Source organism: Rhizobium sp. 01L410 (assembly GCF_056400165.1).
This window is the reverse complement of the sequence record NZ_JBFTST010000012.1, coordinates 79,937-96,292: the sequence shown is the minus strand read 5'-3', so window position 1 is coordinate 96,292 and position 16,356 is coordinate 79,937. Positions and strand designations below refer to the sequence as shown.

Annotated in this window: 13 protein-coding genes; 5 read left to right on the top strand and 8 right to left on the bottom strand. The window is 60.6% G+C overall.

Annotated features, from left to right (window positions below; all coding sequences use genetic code 11):
• Nucleotides 1-37: 37 nt before the first annotated feature.
• Nucleotides 38-1,561: a sugar ABC transporter ATP-binding protein gene (locus tag AC1DV9_RS23390; RefSeq protein WP_477950272.1), complete on the bottom strand. Its 1,524-nt coding sequence runs from the start codon at nucleotides 1,559-1,561 to the stop codon at nucleotides 38-40.
• 165 nt (nucleotides 1,562-1,726) lie between these two features.
• On the opposite strand from AC1DV9_RS23390, the gene AC1DV9_RS23385 reads away from it, so the two are divergent.
• From AC1DV9_RS23385 to AC1DV9_RS23375, 3 genes are all read left to right on the top strand, one after another.
• Complete coding sequence (locus AC1DV9_RS23385) at nucleotides 1,727-2,758, top strand: LacI family DNA-binding transcriptional regulator (protein ID WP_112385619.1); 1,032 nt, start codon at nucleotides 1,727-1,729, stop codon at nucleotides 2,756-2,758.
• A 322-nt stretch (nucleotides 2,759-3,080) separates the two neighbouring features.
• A complete protein-coding gene (locus AC1DV9_RS23380; RefSeq protein WP_477950223.1) occupies nucleotides 3,081-5,087 on the top strand; it encodes a GAF domain-containing protein in 2,007 nt (668 codons plus the stop codon).
• A gap of 3 nt (nucleotides 5,088-5,090) precedes the next feature.
• On the top strand, nucleotides 5,091-5,474 hold the full coding sequence (locus tag AC1DV9_RS23375; RefSeq protein ID WP_477950222.1) for a response regulator: 384 nt from the start codon (nucleotides 5,091-5,093) through the stop codon (nucleotides 5,472-5,474).
• A gap of 75 nt (nucleotides 5,475-5,549) precedes the next feature.
• Here AC1DV9_RS23375 and xylA read toward each other — a convergent pair whose 3' ends face one another.
• The 6 genes from xylA to AC1DV9_RS23345 all read right to left on the bottom strand — a co-directional run bounded on the left by xylA (nucleotide 5,550) and on the right by AC1DV9_RS23345 (nucleotide 13,572).
• Nucleotides 5,550-6,860, bottom strand: coding sequence for a xylose isomerase (xylA, locus tag AC1DV9_RS23370; protein WP_112516837.1), 1,311 nt, complete (start codon nucleotides 6,858-6,860; stop codon nucleotides 5,550-5,552).
• A 196-nt stretch (nucleotides 6,861-7,056) separates the two neighbouring features.
• The gene (gene xylB / locus AC1DV9_RS23365; RefSeq protein ID WP_477950221.1) at nucleotides 7,057-8,511 is read right to left on the bottom strand and encodes a xylulokinase; all 1,455 of its coding nucleotides are present in this window, start codon (nucleotides 8,509-8,511) and stop codon (nucleotides 7,057-7,059) included.
• Between the two features lie 18 nt (nucleotides 8,512-8,529).
• The gene (locus AC1DV9_RS23360) at nucleotides 8,530-9,555 is read right to left on the bottom strand and encodes a LacI family DNA-binding transcriptional regulator (RefSeq protein WP_477940781.1); all 1,026 of its coding nucleotides are present in this window, start codon (nucleotides 9,553-9,555) and stop codon (nucleotides 8,530-8,532) included.
• 100 nt (nucleotides 9,556-9,655) lie between these two features.
• Nucleotides 9,656-10,648 carry an alpha/beta fold hydrolase gene (locus tag AC1DV9_RS23355; protein ID WP_477950220.1) on the bottom strand — a complete coding sequence of 331 codons (993 nt, stop codon included), beginning with the start codon at nucleotides 10,646-10,648 and terminating at the stop codon, nucleotides 9,656-9,658.
• Nucleotides 10,649-10,739: 91 nt separating this feature from the next.
• Nucleotides 10,740-12,329, bottom strand: coding sequence for a DHA2 family efflux MFS transporter permease subunit (locus tag AC1DV9_RS23350; protein WP_112537064.1), 1,590 nt, complete (start codon nucleotides 12,327-12,329; stop codon nucleotides 10,740-10,742).
• Between the two features lie 22 nt (nucleotides 12,330-12,351).
• Nucleotides 12,352-13,572: an HlyD family secretion protein gene (locus tag AC1DV9_RS23345; protein ID WP_477950219.1), complete on the bottom strand. Its 1,221-nt coding sequence runs from the start codon at nucleotides 13,570-13,572 to the stop codon at nucleotides 12,352-12,354.
• Nucleotides 13,573-13,727: 155 nt separating this feature from the next.
• Here AC1DV9_RS23345 and AC1DV9_RS23340 point away from each other — a divergent pair, with 155 nt between their 5' ends.
• Nucleotides 13,728-14,405, top strand: a complete 678-nt coding sequence (locus tag AC1DV9_RS23340; protein ID WP_477950218.1) for a TetR/AcrR family transcriptional regulator — start codon at nucleotides 13,728-13,730, stop codon at nucleotides 14,403-14,405.
• Nucleotides 14,406-14,562: 157 nt separating this feature from the next.
• Nucleotides 14,563-15,312: a TerC family protein gene (locus AC1DV9_RS23335; RefSeq protein WP_477950217.1), complete on the top strand. Its 750-nt coding sequence runs from the start codon at nucleotides 14,563-14,565 to the stop codon at nucleotides 15,310-15,312.
• A gap of 51 nt (nucleotides 15,313-15,363) precedes the next feature.
• On the opposite strand, the gene AC1DV9_RS23330 is transcribed toward AC1DV9_RS23335, so the two are convergent.
• On the bottom strand, nucleotides 15,364-16,287 hold the full coding sequence (locus tag AC1DV9_RS23330) for a phytanoyl-CoA dioxygenase family protein (protein ID WP_477950216.1): 924 nt from the start codon (nucleotides 16,285-16,287) through the stop codon (nucleotides 15,364-15,366).
• Between the last annotated feature and the right edge of the window lie 69 nt (nucleotides 16,288-16,356).

Genomic DNA, 16,356 nt, shown 5'->3' with positions numbered 1-16,356 from the left:
CGTTGAAACGCGTGCCGAAGCGGCGCCTGCCGAATTGTCAGGCGGCCTTCCTCTTCAGGCCCGCGGCATAGCGCATGATTTCCTGTTCGGAGATTTCGTCGCCCTCCAGCACACCGACGATACGCCCCTCGCGCATCACACAGACCCGGGTGCAGAGACCGATAACCTCCGGCATTTCCGACGAGACGACAATGATCGACCTGCCATCGCGGGCGAGCGCCGAAATGAAATGATAAATCTGCTGCTTGGTGCCGACATCGATCCCGCGCGTGGGCTCATCGATGATGATGATGTCGGGCTCGGTCTCCATCACCTTGGCGAGCAACAGCTTCTGCTGGTTGCCGCCGGACATGCGGCCGGCAACGATATTGGCGTCGCGGACGCGGATATCGAAACGGCGCTTTGCCTTGGCCAGCGCCGCAGCCTCGCTGTTGGGGCTGAGATAACCGTGGGCCACATGCTGTCCAAGCGACTGCAGCGTCAGGTTCGTCACCATGTTGGAGCGCAGCAGCAGCCCCTTCGACTTGCGGTCCTTGGTCATATAGGCGAGACCGGCGCGATTGGCGGCATGCACGTCGCCGGACGCAACCTCTTGCCCCTTGATCACGACATCGCCGGAGAGGCGCGAACGCAGGCCGGCGATCGCCTCCATGAGCTCGGTACGGCCGGAGCCGATCAGGCCTGAGAAGCCGATGACTTCACCCTTGCGGACCTCGAAACTAGCATCCTGCACGTAGCCGGTCGCAACACCGCTGACGCTCAGCACCACTTCTTCATCGACATTGGGCTCGACCTTGGTCGGGTAGAGACTGGAAAGCTCACGGCCGACCATCAGCTGCGCAATGGATTCACCATCGAGAATGGAGGTCGGCGCCGTCTTGACCCACTGCCCATCGCGCAGAACCGTGACCCGGTCGGTCAATTCCATGACTTCATCGAGCTTGTGCGAGACGAACACGAAGCTCGTCCCCTTGTCGCGCAGCTTGCGGACCTGCTCGAAGAGAATGTTGGTTTCTTCGCGCGACAGAACCGCAGTCGGCTCGTCCATGAAGACCACGCGCGCATCGCGGCTGATCGCCTTGGCGATCTCGACCATCTGCTTGTCGGCGATCGACAGCGTGCTGATCAGCGCATCTTCATCGACATGCGAACCGAGCATATCGAGCACCCGGCGCGTTTCCTTGCGCATATAGCGCCGGTCAAGGACACCAAAATGCGTCACTTCACGACCGAGAAACAGGCTTTCGGTGACCGTCAGATGGTCGGCAAGATTGAATTCCTGGTGGATGATGACAATGCCAAGCGCTTCGGCGCCGCCATTGGGCGGCAGAACGATCGGCTGACCGTCGAGAAGGATCTCGCCTGATGTCGGCTGTTCGAAACCGGACAGGACTTTGACGAGGGTGGACTTGCCCGCGCCGTTCTCGCCCATCAGCGCATGGACTTCGCCAGCGCGCAGATCGAAATTGACGCTGAAGAGAACCTGTACCCCATTGAAGGATTTGCAAATTCGCTTCGCGGACAGCACCAAAGGCGCAGCCTCTGCAGGCTCCACAACCATCATTTCCTCCCTGCGGCTCCCCACCGCTTGAGAATGATGTAAACCTTTACATATGGGATGTAAAGGTTTACATCATTGATTTACACAGATCTGTGACTGGCTGCCTTTGACCTGTCGGCAAGTCTGTGTAGTGTCGCGGCGAAGACAGCCTATGGCGAGCCCCCAGTGTCGAATTCCACGCCCGCAACGATCGAAGACGTCGCCCGGATTGCCGAGGTTTCCATCGCGACCGTATCGCGCGCGATCCATATGCCTGAGAAGGTTGCGAACTCGACGCGATTGAAGGTCAATCAGGCGATCGCCATCACCGGCTACACGACGAATGCCATGGCGCGCAGCCTGCGCCTCGGCCGGTCGAACATGATTCTTGTGGTGGCGCCCGATATCGGCGACCCGAATTTCTCCAACATTCTCGTCGGCCTGGAAAACGAGGCGCGCGCCCATGGCTATGGGGTGCTGATCGGCCATACGCAGAACGACGCCCAGCGCGGCCTCGAATATCTGAAGTTCTTCAATTCGAACCAGGCGGCGGGCCTCATCCTCTTCACCGGCATCCTGCCCTTCGGCCACCAGACGATGACGGCCCGGCTGCCGCCGAGCGTCGGCGTCTTCGAACCCGTCTTTAATGGCGGCATTCCCTATGTCGGCGTCGATGACACAGAAGGTGCGCGCAAGGCTGTCGATCTCCTGCTGGCCGAGGGCCACCGCAAGATCGCCTTCATCGGCGATTCCCGCACCCGCCTTGCCTATACCCGCCGCCGCGAAGGGTACGAGGCAGGACTTGACGCCGCAGGTGTGCCGAAGGAAACCCGCATCGTTCTCGAAGGCGATGGCACGATCGAAAGCGGCCGGCATGCCGTCGAGCAGCTTTTCATGCGCGACACGCTGCCGACGGCCTTCATGTGCGTCAACGACCAGACGGCGATCGGCGTGATGATCGGCCTCAATGCGCGCGGCTACGATATCCCGCGCGACTTCTCGGTCACCGGTTTCGACGACGTGCCACAGGCCGTGTTCATGAGCCCGTCGCTGACCACCATCCGCCAGCCGCGAACGGCAATCGGCAAGCAGGCGATGGCGCTGCTGCTCGAACTCTTAGGCGATGGCCAGCCCTCGGAGACGGAAATCCTGCTGCGCCCGGATCTCGTCGTGCGCAACTCCGTGTCATCGCCGCCGAAGAACTGGCAGAGGCGATAATCGCGCAGCATTGCTGCCAAAATCCGGAAATCGGCGAAAGCCGCGGGAACAATTGCGAGGTTCAGCCGTTTGCTGACCCGGACGCTGGCTGCATCAGTCGATATTGTGGTTTGCACCCAGCGGCTGGCGTCCAATCAAAATGCGAAAGCCGGTCAGGCATTCGTTGTCCTTAATGCCGGGCGCTCGTTCCGGCTCACTTCCATTGAATAGCAATCTGTCGAGGCCGAAGATCTTTTTTGGACTCTCTGATGTTTCCGCTAGAAAATTCCGCCACCTGCCTACATTCAAGAATTGAAACAGCCACATAGGACCTGGGAATTCTGTGCCGCCGATACCCGATCGACACCATGCCGAAAATCAGAAGCGACTTGATGCGCTTGAAGCCTTCGACATTCTCGACACGGCTCCGGAACCAGAATTCGACGACATAGTCTTCGTTGCCTCCTCGGTTTGCCATACGCCCGTAGCGTTGATCAGCCTCGTCGAGATCGACCGGCAATGGTTCAAGGCGGCAGTCGGACTTGAAAGCTGCGAGACGCCGATCGACCAGTCCGTCTGCGCTCATGCGCTATCGAGTCCCCAGCCGCTCATTATCCCCGATCTGACGAAAGACGAGCGAACCAGAGACAACGTGCTGGTGACAGCACCGCCCGGTATTCGTTTCTACGCCGGAGCGCCGCTGGTGACCGCTGACGGTACGATCATTGGCACGCTCTGCGTCATCGACACGGTTGCACGCCCTGAAGGCCTGGCCCCGGATCAGCTGAAGATCCTTCAGGCACTCTCCCGGCAGGTGGTGGCGCTGCTGGAGGCACGGCGGATTTCGAGCCGCAAGGACGAACTCTTCCGCCGCCAGAAAAGCATCAGCTCGGCGATGCGCTCATCCGTCAACAAGAACATGGCGGCGCAGGAAGCCGGCCGTATCGGAACGTTCGATCTCGATATCGCCACAAGCCAGATGCGCGTATCACCCGAATTCTGCAGGATCTTCGACGTGCCGATCGCCGAAAGCTATCCGGCATCGAAATTCGAAGACATGGTGATTCCCGACGACCAGTCCGTCAAGACGAGTGCCTCGACGCGGATGGACGGCACGGCGCTGCTGGATGTGGAATACCGCATCAGCACCAAGCATCGAAGCGTGCGCTGGATATCCCGGCATGCCGCCTTCACGACCGACGCGGACGGCAAACCGATTGCTCTTCGCGGAACCGTCCAGGACGTCACCGCCGAGAAGCGCGCCAGCGCCCGCGCGCAGGCCTTGCTCGATCTTGGAGACCGGCTGAGAAATCTTGACGATATCGAATCGATGGCAATCGCCGCAGCTGATCTTATGGCCAAGGCGCTGGATGCCACGCGAGCAGGCTTCGGTCTGGTCGATGCCGGTAATGAGACTGTGTCGGTGCAGCCAGAATGGCAGGCGCCCGGCATCGCCTCGCTTGCAGGCATCCATAGTTTCCGCGACTACGGAAATTTCATCGACGATCTGAAACTTGGCGACACCGTGATCATCGAGGATGTCAGCTTGGATCCCCGAACCAGCGATCACGCCAGAGCGCTTCTGGATCTCGATATCCGGGTCCTGGTCAATGTGCCGATCTTCGACCACGGACATTTCAGCCTGGTGGTTTTCGTCCATCACAACCACCCCTACGACTGGTCGAACGAGGAGCTCGCCTTCGTGCGCAGCTTCGGCGATCGCATTCAGCTCGCCATTGCCCGCGTCAGGGCCGATGCCGAGCAGGATATTCTCAATCGCGAGATCAATCACCGCCTGAAGAACACCTTCGCGATGATCCAGGCCATTGCCACCCAGACCCTCAAGCCAGTGGCCGAGCGGGAGCATGTCGAGAATTTCGAGCGCCGCCTGCATGCTCTGAGCCGCGCCCACGACATCCTGCTGCAGGACAACTGGCTGAGCGCCAATGTCCACGACCTCGTCGTCAAGGCGATCGAATCGCTGGGCGTCATCGATCGTGTGACGATAGCCGGGCCGAAAACCTCTGTTGGCCCCAAGGGCTCGCTATCGATTTCCCTGCTTCTGCACGAGCTCGCCACCAACGCTGTCAAATACGGCTCTCTTTCGGCCGAAAGAGGCGCAGCTTATGTGCACTGGACCATTGAAGGTCGAGGTGAACAGGCTACATTCCACCTATCGTGGCGTGAAGAAGGCGGCCCGACCGCCTTCGAACCAACCAAAAAGGGCTTCGGTTCCAAGCTTATAAAAATGGGCCTCATAGGGTCCGGCGGGACGGAAACCAGTTACAGCCCGGATGGCTACTCGGTCAAAATGTCCGCGTCGCTCTCGCAAATGCAAAGGAGCGACTGAGTTATGGGCGATGATCACACAGGCACGAGACTACACGTTCTCGTTGTCGAAGACGAGCCGCTGCAGCGGATGATGGCCATCGACCTTGTTGAAGACGCCGGTTTCGAGGCGATCGGCGCCGCCGATGCAGAGGAAGCGGTGCGCATTCTGGAAGCACGCAGCGATATCTGCATCGTTTTCACCGATATCGACATGCCGGGAAGCATCGATGGAATGATGCTGGCCGCCGCGATCCGCGATCGCTGGCCGCCGATCGAAATCATCATCACCTCTGGCCATATCCGCGAAGAGGAAGTGGTCCTTCCGGTACGGGGCGTGTTTTTCCCGAAGCCTTACGATACCCGCCGGGTCACGCAGAAACTGGTCGAGTTCGGCGCACCGCACTGATCGGTCCATTGTTGTCTCATGAAAAAAGCCGGGAAGCTTTCGCTTCCCGGCTTTCTGTTTAGACGATCGACGCAATCAAACGTAACGGTTGACGACGTTCTCGAGCAGTTCCTGCTTGCCGGAACGCGGCTGCGGGTTGATGTCCTTGCTCTCGACCCAGCCGGTGATCTCTTCCAGCGAATATTCGCCGCGGAAAAGTTTCTGTCCTTCGGCCGAATCCCAGCCGGCATAGCGGTCCGCGAGCGGCTTGGAGAGAGCCTTTTCCTCAACCATCTTGGCAGCAGCCTTGAGGCCACGGGCGCAGCAATCCATGCCGCCGATATGACCGATCAGCAGGTCTGCCGGATCGAGCGACTGGCGGCGCAGCTTGGCGTCGAAATTTGTGCCGCCGGTGGTGAAGCCGCCTGCCTGCAGAACCTGGTAGTAGGCGAGCGCCATTTCCGGAACGTTGTTCGGGAACTGGTCGGTATCCCAGCCGGACTGGTAGTCGTTGCGGTTCATGTCGATCGAGCCGAAGATGCCGAGCGCGTTGGCCAGCGCGAGCTCGTGCTCGAAGGAATGGCCGGCGAGGATCGCGTGGCCCTGCTCGATGTTGAGCTTCACTTCGTTTTCCAGGCCGTGCTTCTTCAGGAAGCCGTAAACCGTCGCGACGTCGTAGTCGTACTGGTGCTTGGTCGGCTCCTGCGGCTTCGGCTCGATCAGGATCGTGCCCTTGAAGCCGATCTTGTGCTTGTACTCGACCACGAGGTTGAGGAAGCGGCCCATCTGGTCGAGTTCGCGCTTCAGGTCGGTGTTGAGCAGCGTCTCGTAACCTTCGCGGCCGCCCCAGAGAACGTAGTTCTCGCCGCCGAGCTTCTGCGTCGCGTCGAGGCAGGTCTTCACCGTCGCAGCGGCAAAGCCGAAGACTTCGGGATCCGGGTTGGTGGCGGCACCCGACATATAGCGGCGGTTCGAGAACAGGTTCGCCGTGCCCCAGAGCAGCTTGGTGCCGGTGGCAGCCTGCTTTTCGGCGAAGTAATCGACGATTTCGTTCAGGTTCTTGGTGTTCTCGGCAAAATTATTGCCTTCCGGGCGCACGTCGGCGTCATGGAAGCAGTAGTAGGGTGCGCCGAGCAGCTGGAAGAATTCGAAGGCAACATCAGCCTTCAGCTTCGCAGCCTTCATCGTGTCCTCGAACCACGGGCGCAGGAAGGTCTGACCACCGAAGGGGTCGCCGCCCGGCCAGGTGAACGTATGCCAATAGGCAACGGCAAAGCGCAGATGGTCTTCCATCCGCTTGCCGAGAACGATTTCGTCCGGCTGGTAGTAACGGAAAGCCAGCGGATTGGTGCTGTCTGGGCCTTCGTATTTGATCTTCTGGATGTCGCCGAAAAATCCGGTGCTCATGGTTGTTTCCTCCTATGGAACGATCGCGAGTGTCAAAAGTCCCCTTCTGCCTGCCGGCATCTCCCCCACAAGGGGGGAGAAAGCTGGTGGCACTGCCTTGCCCAATCGGCAAAGCAGGAACTCGGGGCAAAGCCCCTCCCCCTTGCGGGGAGGGGTTGGGGAGGGGTCTTTCAACGCACCTCCCGTCGAATGGAGTTCAATGCGCCAGCGACTTGATGGCCGGATAAAGCGCGCGGTAGCGCTTGTAGGCGTCCTCGTAGGCGCCCGTCAGCGCCGTCTCGGGCTCAATCGTGCCATCCGTCTCCGGCGGCGTGCAGACGGCAACCGGGTCTGCCCCTGTCGCTGCGATCAGGCCGAGACGCGCAGCACCGAAGGCCGCGCCGAAATCACCATCGGCCGGCAGATCGACCGGAACACCGAGCGCCGTCGCGATCGAGGCCAGCCAATAACGCGAACGCGAGCCGCCGCCGATCGCGGTGACGCGGGAGATCCCCGTGCCGGCCGAACGCAGCGCTTCGAGATTATCGCGGATCGCGAAGGAGACACCTTCTAGCACCGCCTGGGTGAGAACGGCACGGCTGCTCTCATGCTCGAGGCCGATAAAGGCACCACGGATGACCGCATCGTTATGCGGCGTACGCTCTCCGGAGAGATAGGGAAGGAAGGTGACACCCGACGGTGCCTTCAGCGCGTCGCCAAGCTCGCCCGTCAAATCGGCAGCGGACTTGCCCGTCACATGCGAATGCCAGTTGAGCGCATCCGTGGCCGACAGAATGACGCCCATCTGGTGCCATGTGTTCGGAAGCGCGTGGCAGAAGGCGTGAACGGCGCTTTCCGGCTTCGGCAGATAGGAGCCGTTGGCCGCGAAGAGCACACCCGACGTGCCGAGCGACACGAAGGCAGCACCATGGCTGACCGTACCCATGCCGCAGGCCGAGGCCGCATTGTCCCCTGCCCCGCCGGCGACGACGACGGTGCTCGCGATGCCCCACTTGGAGGCTAGCTCGCCGCGCAGCTTGCCGGCCTGCTCGGTGCCTTCGACCAGCGACGGCATCTGCTTTTCATCGAGGCCGGTTGCCGCGAGCAGTTCGGACGACCAGGCGCGCTTGCCGGTATCGAGCCAGGACGTGCCGGCAGAGTCCGACATTTCCGAAATATGTTCACCGGTCAGCCACAGGCGCAGATAGTCCTTCGGCAAGAGAACCTTGGCGACCTTGGCGAAAATCTCCGGCTCGTTCTTCGCCACCCAGACGAGCTTCGGCGCGGTAAAGCCGGGGAAAACGATGTTGCCGGTGAGCTTGCGGAAGCGCGGATCGGCATCGAGTGCGGCGGCTTCATGATAGCTGCGTGTGTCATTCCAGAGAATGCAGGGGCGCAGCACCTTGTCGTCAGCATCGAGCAAGGTCGCGCCGTGCATCTGGCCGGACAGGCCGATGCCCTTGACGGCGGCAAGCTCCTTCGGATGCTTGGCCTTCAAGCCGGCCACCGCCTCTTCGGTCGCGCGGATCCAGTGCGACGGCTCCTGCTCCGACCAGCCGGAATGCGGACGCGAGATATCGAGTGCGCCATTGGCCGAACCGATGATCTTCTGATCACCGTCGATCAGCATCGCCTTGACGCCGGAGGTTCCGAGATCGAGACCCAGATACATGTCATTCTCCCTTTGCCGTTACGGCAGATTGTCTTTCAAGAATATGTCGAGGCGGATGCGTTCCTGCGCATCGATCAGCGAAAGCCCGTCCGCCTTTGCCTTCAGAACACGGATGGCGCTGCGCACCTCATGTCCGGCATCCTGGTTCAAGATTGCGTCAATCGTTCCGTCGAGAAGGGCGGCGCGCGTATTCGGCGTCAGCTCATGCGCCACGACAGTCACCTGCCGCCCCGCGCCCTTGGCCTTCAAAGCCTTGATCAGGCCGCGGTTACCGGCGCCGAGGCTGTAGATGCCGACGATGCGATCGTTCTTCGAAAGCGCATCCGAGACCAGCATATGCGCCATCTCCGGATCGTCGCGCCCCTCGATGACGGGCAGGATGGAAAGACCGGGGAATTCCTGCGCCATCAGCGCCGCAAAGCCTTCCAGCCGCTCACGATGGTCGCGCACCAGCATGGAACCGGCAAGCACCGCGATCTCGCCCTTTGCGCCGCCAAGGAACCGCCCAAGCAAACGTGCCGCCGTGCGCCCGGCAGCGATGTTGTCGACGCCCGCATAGTGGTGGCGCAAGGAGCCCGTCAGATCGGAAACGAGGGTGACGACGGGAATGCCATCGCGCACCAGCGCATCGACGGCAGCAACGACTTCGGGCGCATCAGTCGCCACCAGCGCAATGCCCGCCGGACGCTCGGCGCCGAGCGCCTGCAGCGCCTTGACCAGCGCGTCGGGATCGAACGCCGGAACCTCGACCGTGCGGATCTGCGTGCGCTCCACCGGCGAACGGGCAACCGCGTCGCGGATCTCGGCCGTCAGTCCATGCATGAAGGAATTGTCGGAAGCCGGAAGGATGAAAACGAAGGAATAGGTCCGGCCCTTGGCGAGATTGGCGGCCGCCACATCCCTGACATAGCCGATCTCGCGAATGGCGTTTTCCACCTTCTCGCGGGTCACGTGGCGCACGCCCGGACGCTGGTTCAGCACGCGATCGACAGTCGCAAGGCTGACCCCCGCATGGGCGGCGATATCATGGACAGTAGGCTTCATCACTCCTCCTGACGAAACCCTTTAGCGCCAATTCTGATGTACGTAAATCAGAAAATCTCATCGACGCCGAAGCATCGATACCAGCCTTTGAAAAGATTGACTATTTCTTGCCGTCCCCGGCGATACGCGCCTCGATCGCCAAGGTGATCTTCCCTAGATTCCGACGCTTTCCGCCAAGCGTTTCGATCGCGGCAACGGCAAGGTCGCGGGCGACATAATCCGACTTGTGCCCGAGATTATGCACGACGATCAGCCGCGCGCCCCTGATATCCCTGGCCAGATGGGTGGAGTGGATAGTTGGCGAGACGACGCTATCGGTATCGCCGGTGATGATAATCGTCGGCGCCTTGATCTGCCGGTAGCGCAGCGAGGCCTTCTTGGTCCACTCCAGCAGGTTCGCGACATCCGTGGCATTGTTGTAGAATTCGGCTGGACGCAGCGCCAGAAGCGTTCGCGCCTTGGAAATATAGCCGGGCGGCCGCTTGTTCGGCGCAAACACGCCATTTGTCGCGCCGTTGACCATCGCCAGCCCGACCGGCGGCACGACCAGCGCGCTAAACAGCGGCCCGGTCACCGGCGCGGTCGCTGCGTCGTAGTACCAGGCGATCCCACCTGGCCACGGATAAACAGCGGGCGACAGGAACACGAGACCGGCAACCATATCGGGATGATCAAGCGCGAAAGCCGCCGCAACGGCGCCGCCAAAGGAATGGCTGACGATGATCGCACGGCTGATCCCGCGCTTCTTCATCAACGCTGCAATCGCATCCGCCTGCCCATCCGGAAAGGCATTCTGCGGCCCGCCCCGATCGGAGTGGCCATGACCCGGACGATCGACGAACAGCAGATCCGCCTTGCCCTCCAGCTTTTCACGGAAGGAAAACATCGGGTCATAGAGATTGGCGCTGGCGCCATGGATGAAGACGATGGGTGGAAGCGACGGCTTGCCGGATGCCGGAATGAAGACGCTGTTCAGCTTGTAGCCACCGACATCTATTCTCTCTTCCTTGACGGCGGCCTTGGCAGGCGTGGATGCGAACAGGGGCAGGACGATGCAGAGCCAGGCCATTGCCCTGGCGGAAGACTGAAACATAAGGCGGCATCCGCTGGAGAGATATGCAGCCCTATACGCAAAACGGCCGGCTTTGGTTTCCCAAGCCGGCCGTTATTTTGAAACTCAGACGTCAGTGGCCTCCGCCACCGCCCCCGCCGCCTTGCGGTGCGGGCTTGGCAATCATCGCAACGCCGAGAACCATCGCCAGGAACAGCACGGTCAGCATCAGGAAGATATCGCCGAACGACAGGATCACCGCCTGCTTCGTCGCCAGCCCGACCATCTGCTTGATCGCCACCGACGCGCCATCCATCCCGTAGGAATTGAAGTTGGCAGTCAGATTGTTCAGCTGGTCGATCGCGGCCGGATGACCCCAATCCATGTTCTCGCGAAGACGCTCGTAGTGAACATCCTGGCGATTGGTGAGCACCGTGTTGATGATCGCAAGACCCACGGCGCCGCCGAGGTTACGCGTCAGATTGAAGAGACCGGAGGCACCGCGCATACGGGCCGGCGGCATCGTGCCGAGCGCGATATTGTTGATCGGCACCATGCACATCATCAGCCCAAAACCGCGGAACAGCTGCGGCACGAGAAGCTCGTAGAAGTCCCAGTCGTCGGTCAAGCCGGTCATGATATAGGTACCGGCCGCAAAGCTGACGAAGCCGATGACCATCATCAGGCGCAAGTCCATCTTCGTCGAAAGCTTGCCGGCGATCGGCGCGGTGAAGAACATCGCCAGACCCGAGACGAACATCGTCTCGCCGATCATCAGCGAGTCATAGCCGCGGATGCGTCCGAGATAGACCGGGTAGATATAGGTCAGGCCATAGAGACCGATGCCCATGACGAAGGAGAAGACCGAGCCGAAGGCGAAGTTCCTATTGGCAAAGGCCCTGAGATCGACCACCGGAAAATCGACGGTGAACGCGCGGTAGAAGAAGACGACACAGGCGATCGCCGAGGCGATGGCGCCGATGACGATATAATTGTCGTTGAACCAGTCGTTCGAATTGCCCTCTTCGAGAACATATTCCAGCGCGCCCAGGAACACGCCCATCGAGATCAGGCCCCACCAGTCGAACTTCTTGAACAGCGAAAGCTCAGGCTTGTCGAAGTCGATGAAGTTCCAGGTGACGGTGGCGACGATGATGCCGGGAATGACGTTGACGAGGAACAGCCAGTGCCAGGAGAAGGCGTGGCTTAGATAGCCGCCGACCGTCGGGCCAATGGTTGGCGCCAGCGTGGCGATCAGGCCGATGATCGGCGAGACAACGCTGCGCTTCGACGGCGGGAAGATGGTGAAAGCAGCGGCAAACACCGACGGGATCATGCCACCGCCGATAAAGCCCTGGATCGCACGGTAGACGATCATCTGGTCGATATTCGTCGCCGTAGCACAGAGCACGCTCGACAGCGTGAAACCGGCCGCCGAAACGGCGAAGAGATAGCGCGTCGAGACGATACGAGCGAGCGTACCCGACAGCGGAATCATGATGACTTCCGCGATCAGATACGAGGTCTGCACCCAGCCAATTTCATCCGAGCCGGCGGAGAGGCCGGCCTGGATTTCGGCCAGCGAAGCCGAGACGATCTGAATGTCAAGGATCGACATGAACATACCGAGCACCATCGCAAAGAATGCGATGAGCTTGCGCGGGTCCATCCGTTCCTCGGCTCCGACGCCGGGAACGGTTCCTGCAGTGGTGGTCGCGGCCATTGGCCTTACTCCGGCTGGCTGATTACTTTGCCTGCTGTGCGTCCGGCGCCGTGCGCGTGTCGACATCGACGACGACGCTCAGGCCTGCACGCAGACGGCCGGTATCCAGTGCATCCTGCGGGAGCGCGATGCGAACCGGCACACGCTGGATGATCTTTGTGAAGTTGCCCGTCGCATTTTCAGGCGGCAGCAGCGAGAAGACCGAGCCGGAGGCCGGCGAGATCGACTCGACGGTGCCGACGATCGCATGATCGTCATAAGCGTCGACATGGACATTGACCTTCGAACCCGGAACCAGATGCTGGATCTGCGTTTCCTTGAAGTTCGCGTCGATATAGAGCTGGCGGGTCGGGACGAGTGCCATCAGGCGCTGACCGGGAGAAACCAGATCCCCTTCCTGAACCGAGCGATTGCCGACAACGCCGTCATAGGGCGCCTTCAGAACCGTGAAGGACAGGTCGCGGGCGGCCTTGTCGCGCTGCAGTTCCAGCGTCCGGACAGAGCCTTCGGCTTCCTTGCGCTGCGCTTCCAGGATGGTGATGTTGGCTTCGGCCGACTTGATGTTGGCGTCACCGCCAACGAGGTTTGCCTTAGCCTGATCGAGCGCGATGTTGGCGGTATCGAGATCGGCAGCGGTGCCGACCGACTTCGCCTGCAGGTCGCTCTGGCGCTTCTGGGTGATCTCGGCGCCGCGAACGGCGGCATCGAGAGACACCTTCTGTGCCTGGGCCTGGGCGAGAGCCGCCTTGGCACCGTCAACCTGTGCATCGATACGGCTCAGCGACAGCTTTTCCGTGGCGATCTGCGCTTCGGCCTGATCGAGAGCGTTCTGATAGTCGCCATTGTCGAGCGTCGCCAGAACGTCGCCGGCCTTGACCAGCTGGTTGGCAACGACATTGACCTTGGCAACATAGCCGGTGACCTTCGGCGAGATCGTCGCGATATCGCCTTCGATATAGGCGTCATCGGTCGAGACCATGAAGCGGCCGTTGGTCCACCATTCGTAGCCATACCAGCCACCGCCTGCGAGGAGCGCGAGCGCAACGATCGGCAGAACGAGACTGCGCTTCTTCTTGGCGGGCGCCTGTTCGGCAGCCTTCACTTCAGGTGCAGGCGCCTGCTGAGGAGCACTGCGAGCCTCCGCGGTGGGGGTGTCCGCGGAGGCTGCAGTTTCCGGCTTAGCCGCTTCGGCTTCGGCGGAATCGCTAACAATGCGTGCGACATTGGTTTTCTGAGTGGACATAGACGGACACCGGATAATGGAGTAGATTTAATCGAACTGAACGGTTCGGTTCAGTTGACATAGGCTCTTTTTACATCCATATCAAGTCATATCGAACCGAGCGGTTCGATTTTAGTAAAGAATCTTCGCAAGTGCGAAAAATGGTTAAGGAGAAGATGACAGAAGTGTCCAAGGTTTCAGCCGCCGAAACATCAGCTGCCACTGGCCGCTGGGCAGCCGGAGAAGATCCGGCCAAGCGCACGCAGATCCTCGAGGGCGCCAAGCACGTCTTCATGAAGATGGGCTTCGACGCGGCGAGCATGAACGACGTGACCCGCGAAGCCGGCGTCTCGAAAGGCACTCTCTATGTCTACTTCGCCAATAAGGAAGAGCTCTTCACGGCAATGATCGAGACCGAGCGCGCCGCCTTCGTGGCCGCGCTGCGTGTCGCTCTCGAGCACCATGATAACATCGAGGAAGGCCTTTACGACTTCGGCCTGAGCTTCATTGCTCACGTGACCAGCGAGAAGGTGATTAGCGCCATGCGCACGGTTCTCGGCGTTCGAGATCGGATGCCGGTGCTCTGTCAGCGCTTCTTCAATGGCCCGGAAAATCTGCGCACGGTCTTGCACGACTATCTCACGCGATATGTGAAGGCGGGTGAGCTCAATATCGATGACGTCGATCTTGCCGCCGGACAGTTCCTCGATCTCGCCAGCGGCAGCTTCTTCAAGTTCCGCCTGTTCGGCAGCATGCCCGAGCCGCCGTCCGAGGCCGAGAGGAAGCGTGTTATCGACGGTGCCATCCGTGTTTTCATGGCCGCTTATGGCGCCAAGCAGAACGAGCCCGCCTGACGAAGCGTGCCTCGCGGCATCGGAACTGCGTCATTCTTCATATGACTGACGGAATAAATACCCTCCTGCTTTCGTATACCCCTTGCGGCGCTTGCATCTCTGCGCCTTCACTCTAGATTTCGGCGTCAGCTGTCTGTGGCGCAAGGGAAAGACAATCATGCAAGATATCATGATCCTGGTTCAGGATCCGGCCGCCTGGGTGGCGCTGGTGACCCTGGTCGTCATGGAAGTCGTTCTGGGTATCGACAACCTTATCTTCATCTCCATCCTCACCAACAAGCTGCCGCCCGAACACCGTGAAAAGGCCCGCAAGGTCGGTATCGGTCTGGCGCTGATCATGCGTCTGGCGCTGCTCGGCACCGTTGCGTGGATCGTCAAGCTCACCACGCCGGTCTTCGAGGTCTTCGGCCACGGCTTCTCGTGGAAGGACCTGATTCTGATCGCCGGTGGTCTCTTCCTGCTCTGGAAGGCGACGAAGGAAATTCACCACAGCGTCGATCCCGCCGATCACAACGAGGATTTCATCGCGAACTCTGCGACGACGACCTTCGGCTCGGCGATCGTGCAGATCCTGATCCTCGACCTTGTTTTCTCGGTCGACAGCATCATCACCGCCGTCGGCATGACGCCGCATCTGCCGATCATGGTCATCGCCGTTCTGGCCGCCGTCACCGTCATGCTGGTAGCCGCAACGCCGCTGGCAAACTTCATCGAGAAGAACCCGACCATCGTCATGCTGGCGCTTGCCTTCCTGATGATGATCGGCACGACGCTGATCGCCGAGGGCATGGGCTTCCATGTTCCGAAGGGCTACGTCTACGCCGCCATGGCCTTCTCGGCGCTGGTCGAGGTGCTGAACATGTTCGCGAGAAATGCTCGAAAACGGAAGAAAGGCGAGAGCCACTAGCTCACAGGGCGCGGCTCCGGCCGCGCCTAGGACCCCGGCGGACATCCGGCCCTAGAGCATGTCCCCCAGGCTCCAATGATTGCCCCAGCGCGCATCGATCTCGTCGTCGACATTCTGGTAGCGGATATCGGTCGATAGACGGATCAGCCGCCCGGGGCTTTCATTCGCCGTCGAGGCATGGATCATGTAGGGGCTGTGCAGCATCACATCGCCGGCCTCGTAGTCGGCGATCAGCCAGCGCGTATCGAAGCGTTCGGCCATATCGGGCAGGTCTTTCGATACCCAGCCACCTTCGGTCATGTTGCGATTATAGGCGCTGATCCGCTCTTCGGCCGAAAGCCCGGCGCTCCCAGCGGCAAACTCCTTCTCCATCTGCCTGCCGATCGCATGCGACCCCTCCAGATAGACGAGCCCACCCATATCGACGGGAACATCGCCAAGCGGAATCCAGGCGGTGACGATGCGGCTGGTTCCGCCGCGCAGATAGACGAGATCGTAATGCGCCGGCGTCGTAGTAGAACTGCCAGGCAGCGTGTGACGCATGATCTTGCGCTTATGCAGATAGGAAATGCCGGACAAGAATTCGTCCATGAAAGCCGCGAGCCGCGGCTGGGCGCAAAAACCTTCATAGGCGACGGAGCGGACGAGCGACATGAGGATGCGGTTGGCCTGCTGCGGATCGCTCTCCGCAGTGGCGGCCAGACCGAGACACGGATCCGATCCCGGCTCGATCAACCCTGCGCCTGCCAGATGCCGGAACACCCAGCCGCGAAACGCATTGACGGCATCAGGATCGAGAAACCGCTTCAGCCAGACATAACCATGCTCTTCGTAGCGCTCGAGGATAGCCGCGATGCCGATCGCGGGATCGGTCGGAACAAGATAGCCAAGCCTGTTCCCGGCTGTCGAGAGCACCTTGCCACCGGCCCTCAGCACTGGCATCTCAGACATGGTCTTCATGGCCAAACTTGACATTTCGATCGTCCTCCTCTCCGAATTCAGGCCACAATGCTGCAGCGATAAAACGCAGATGGCCATGGATAG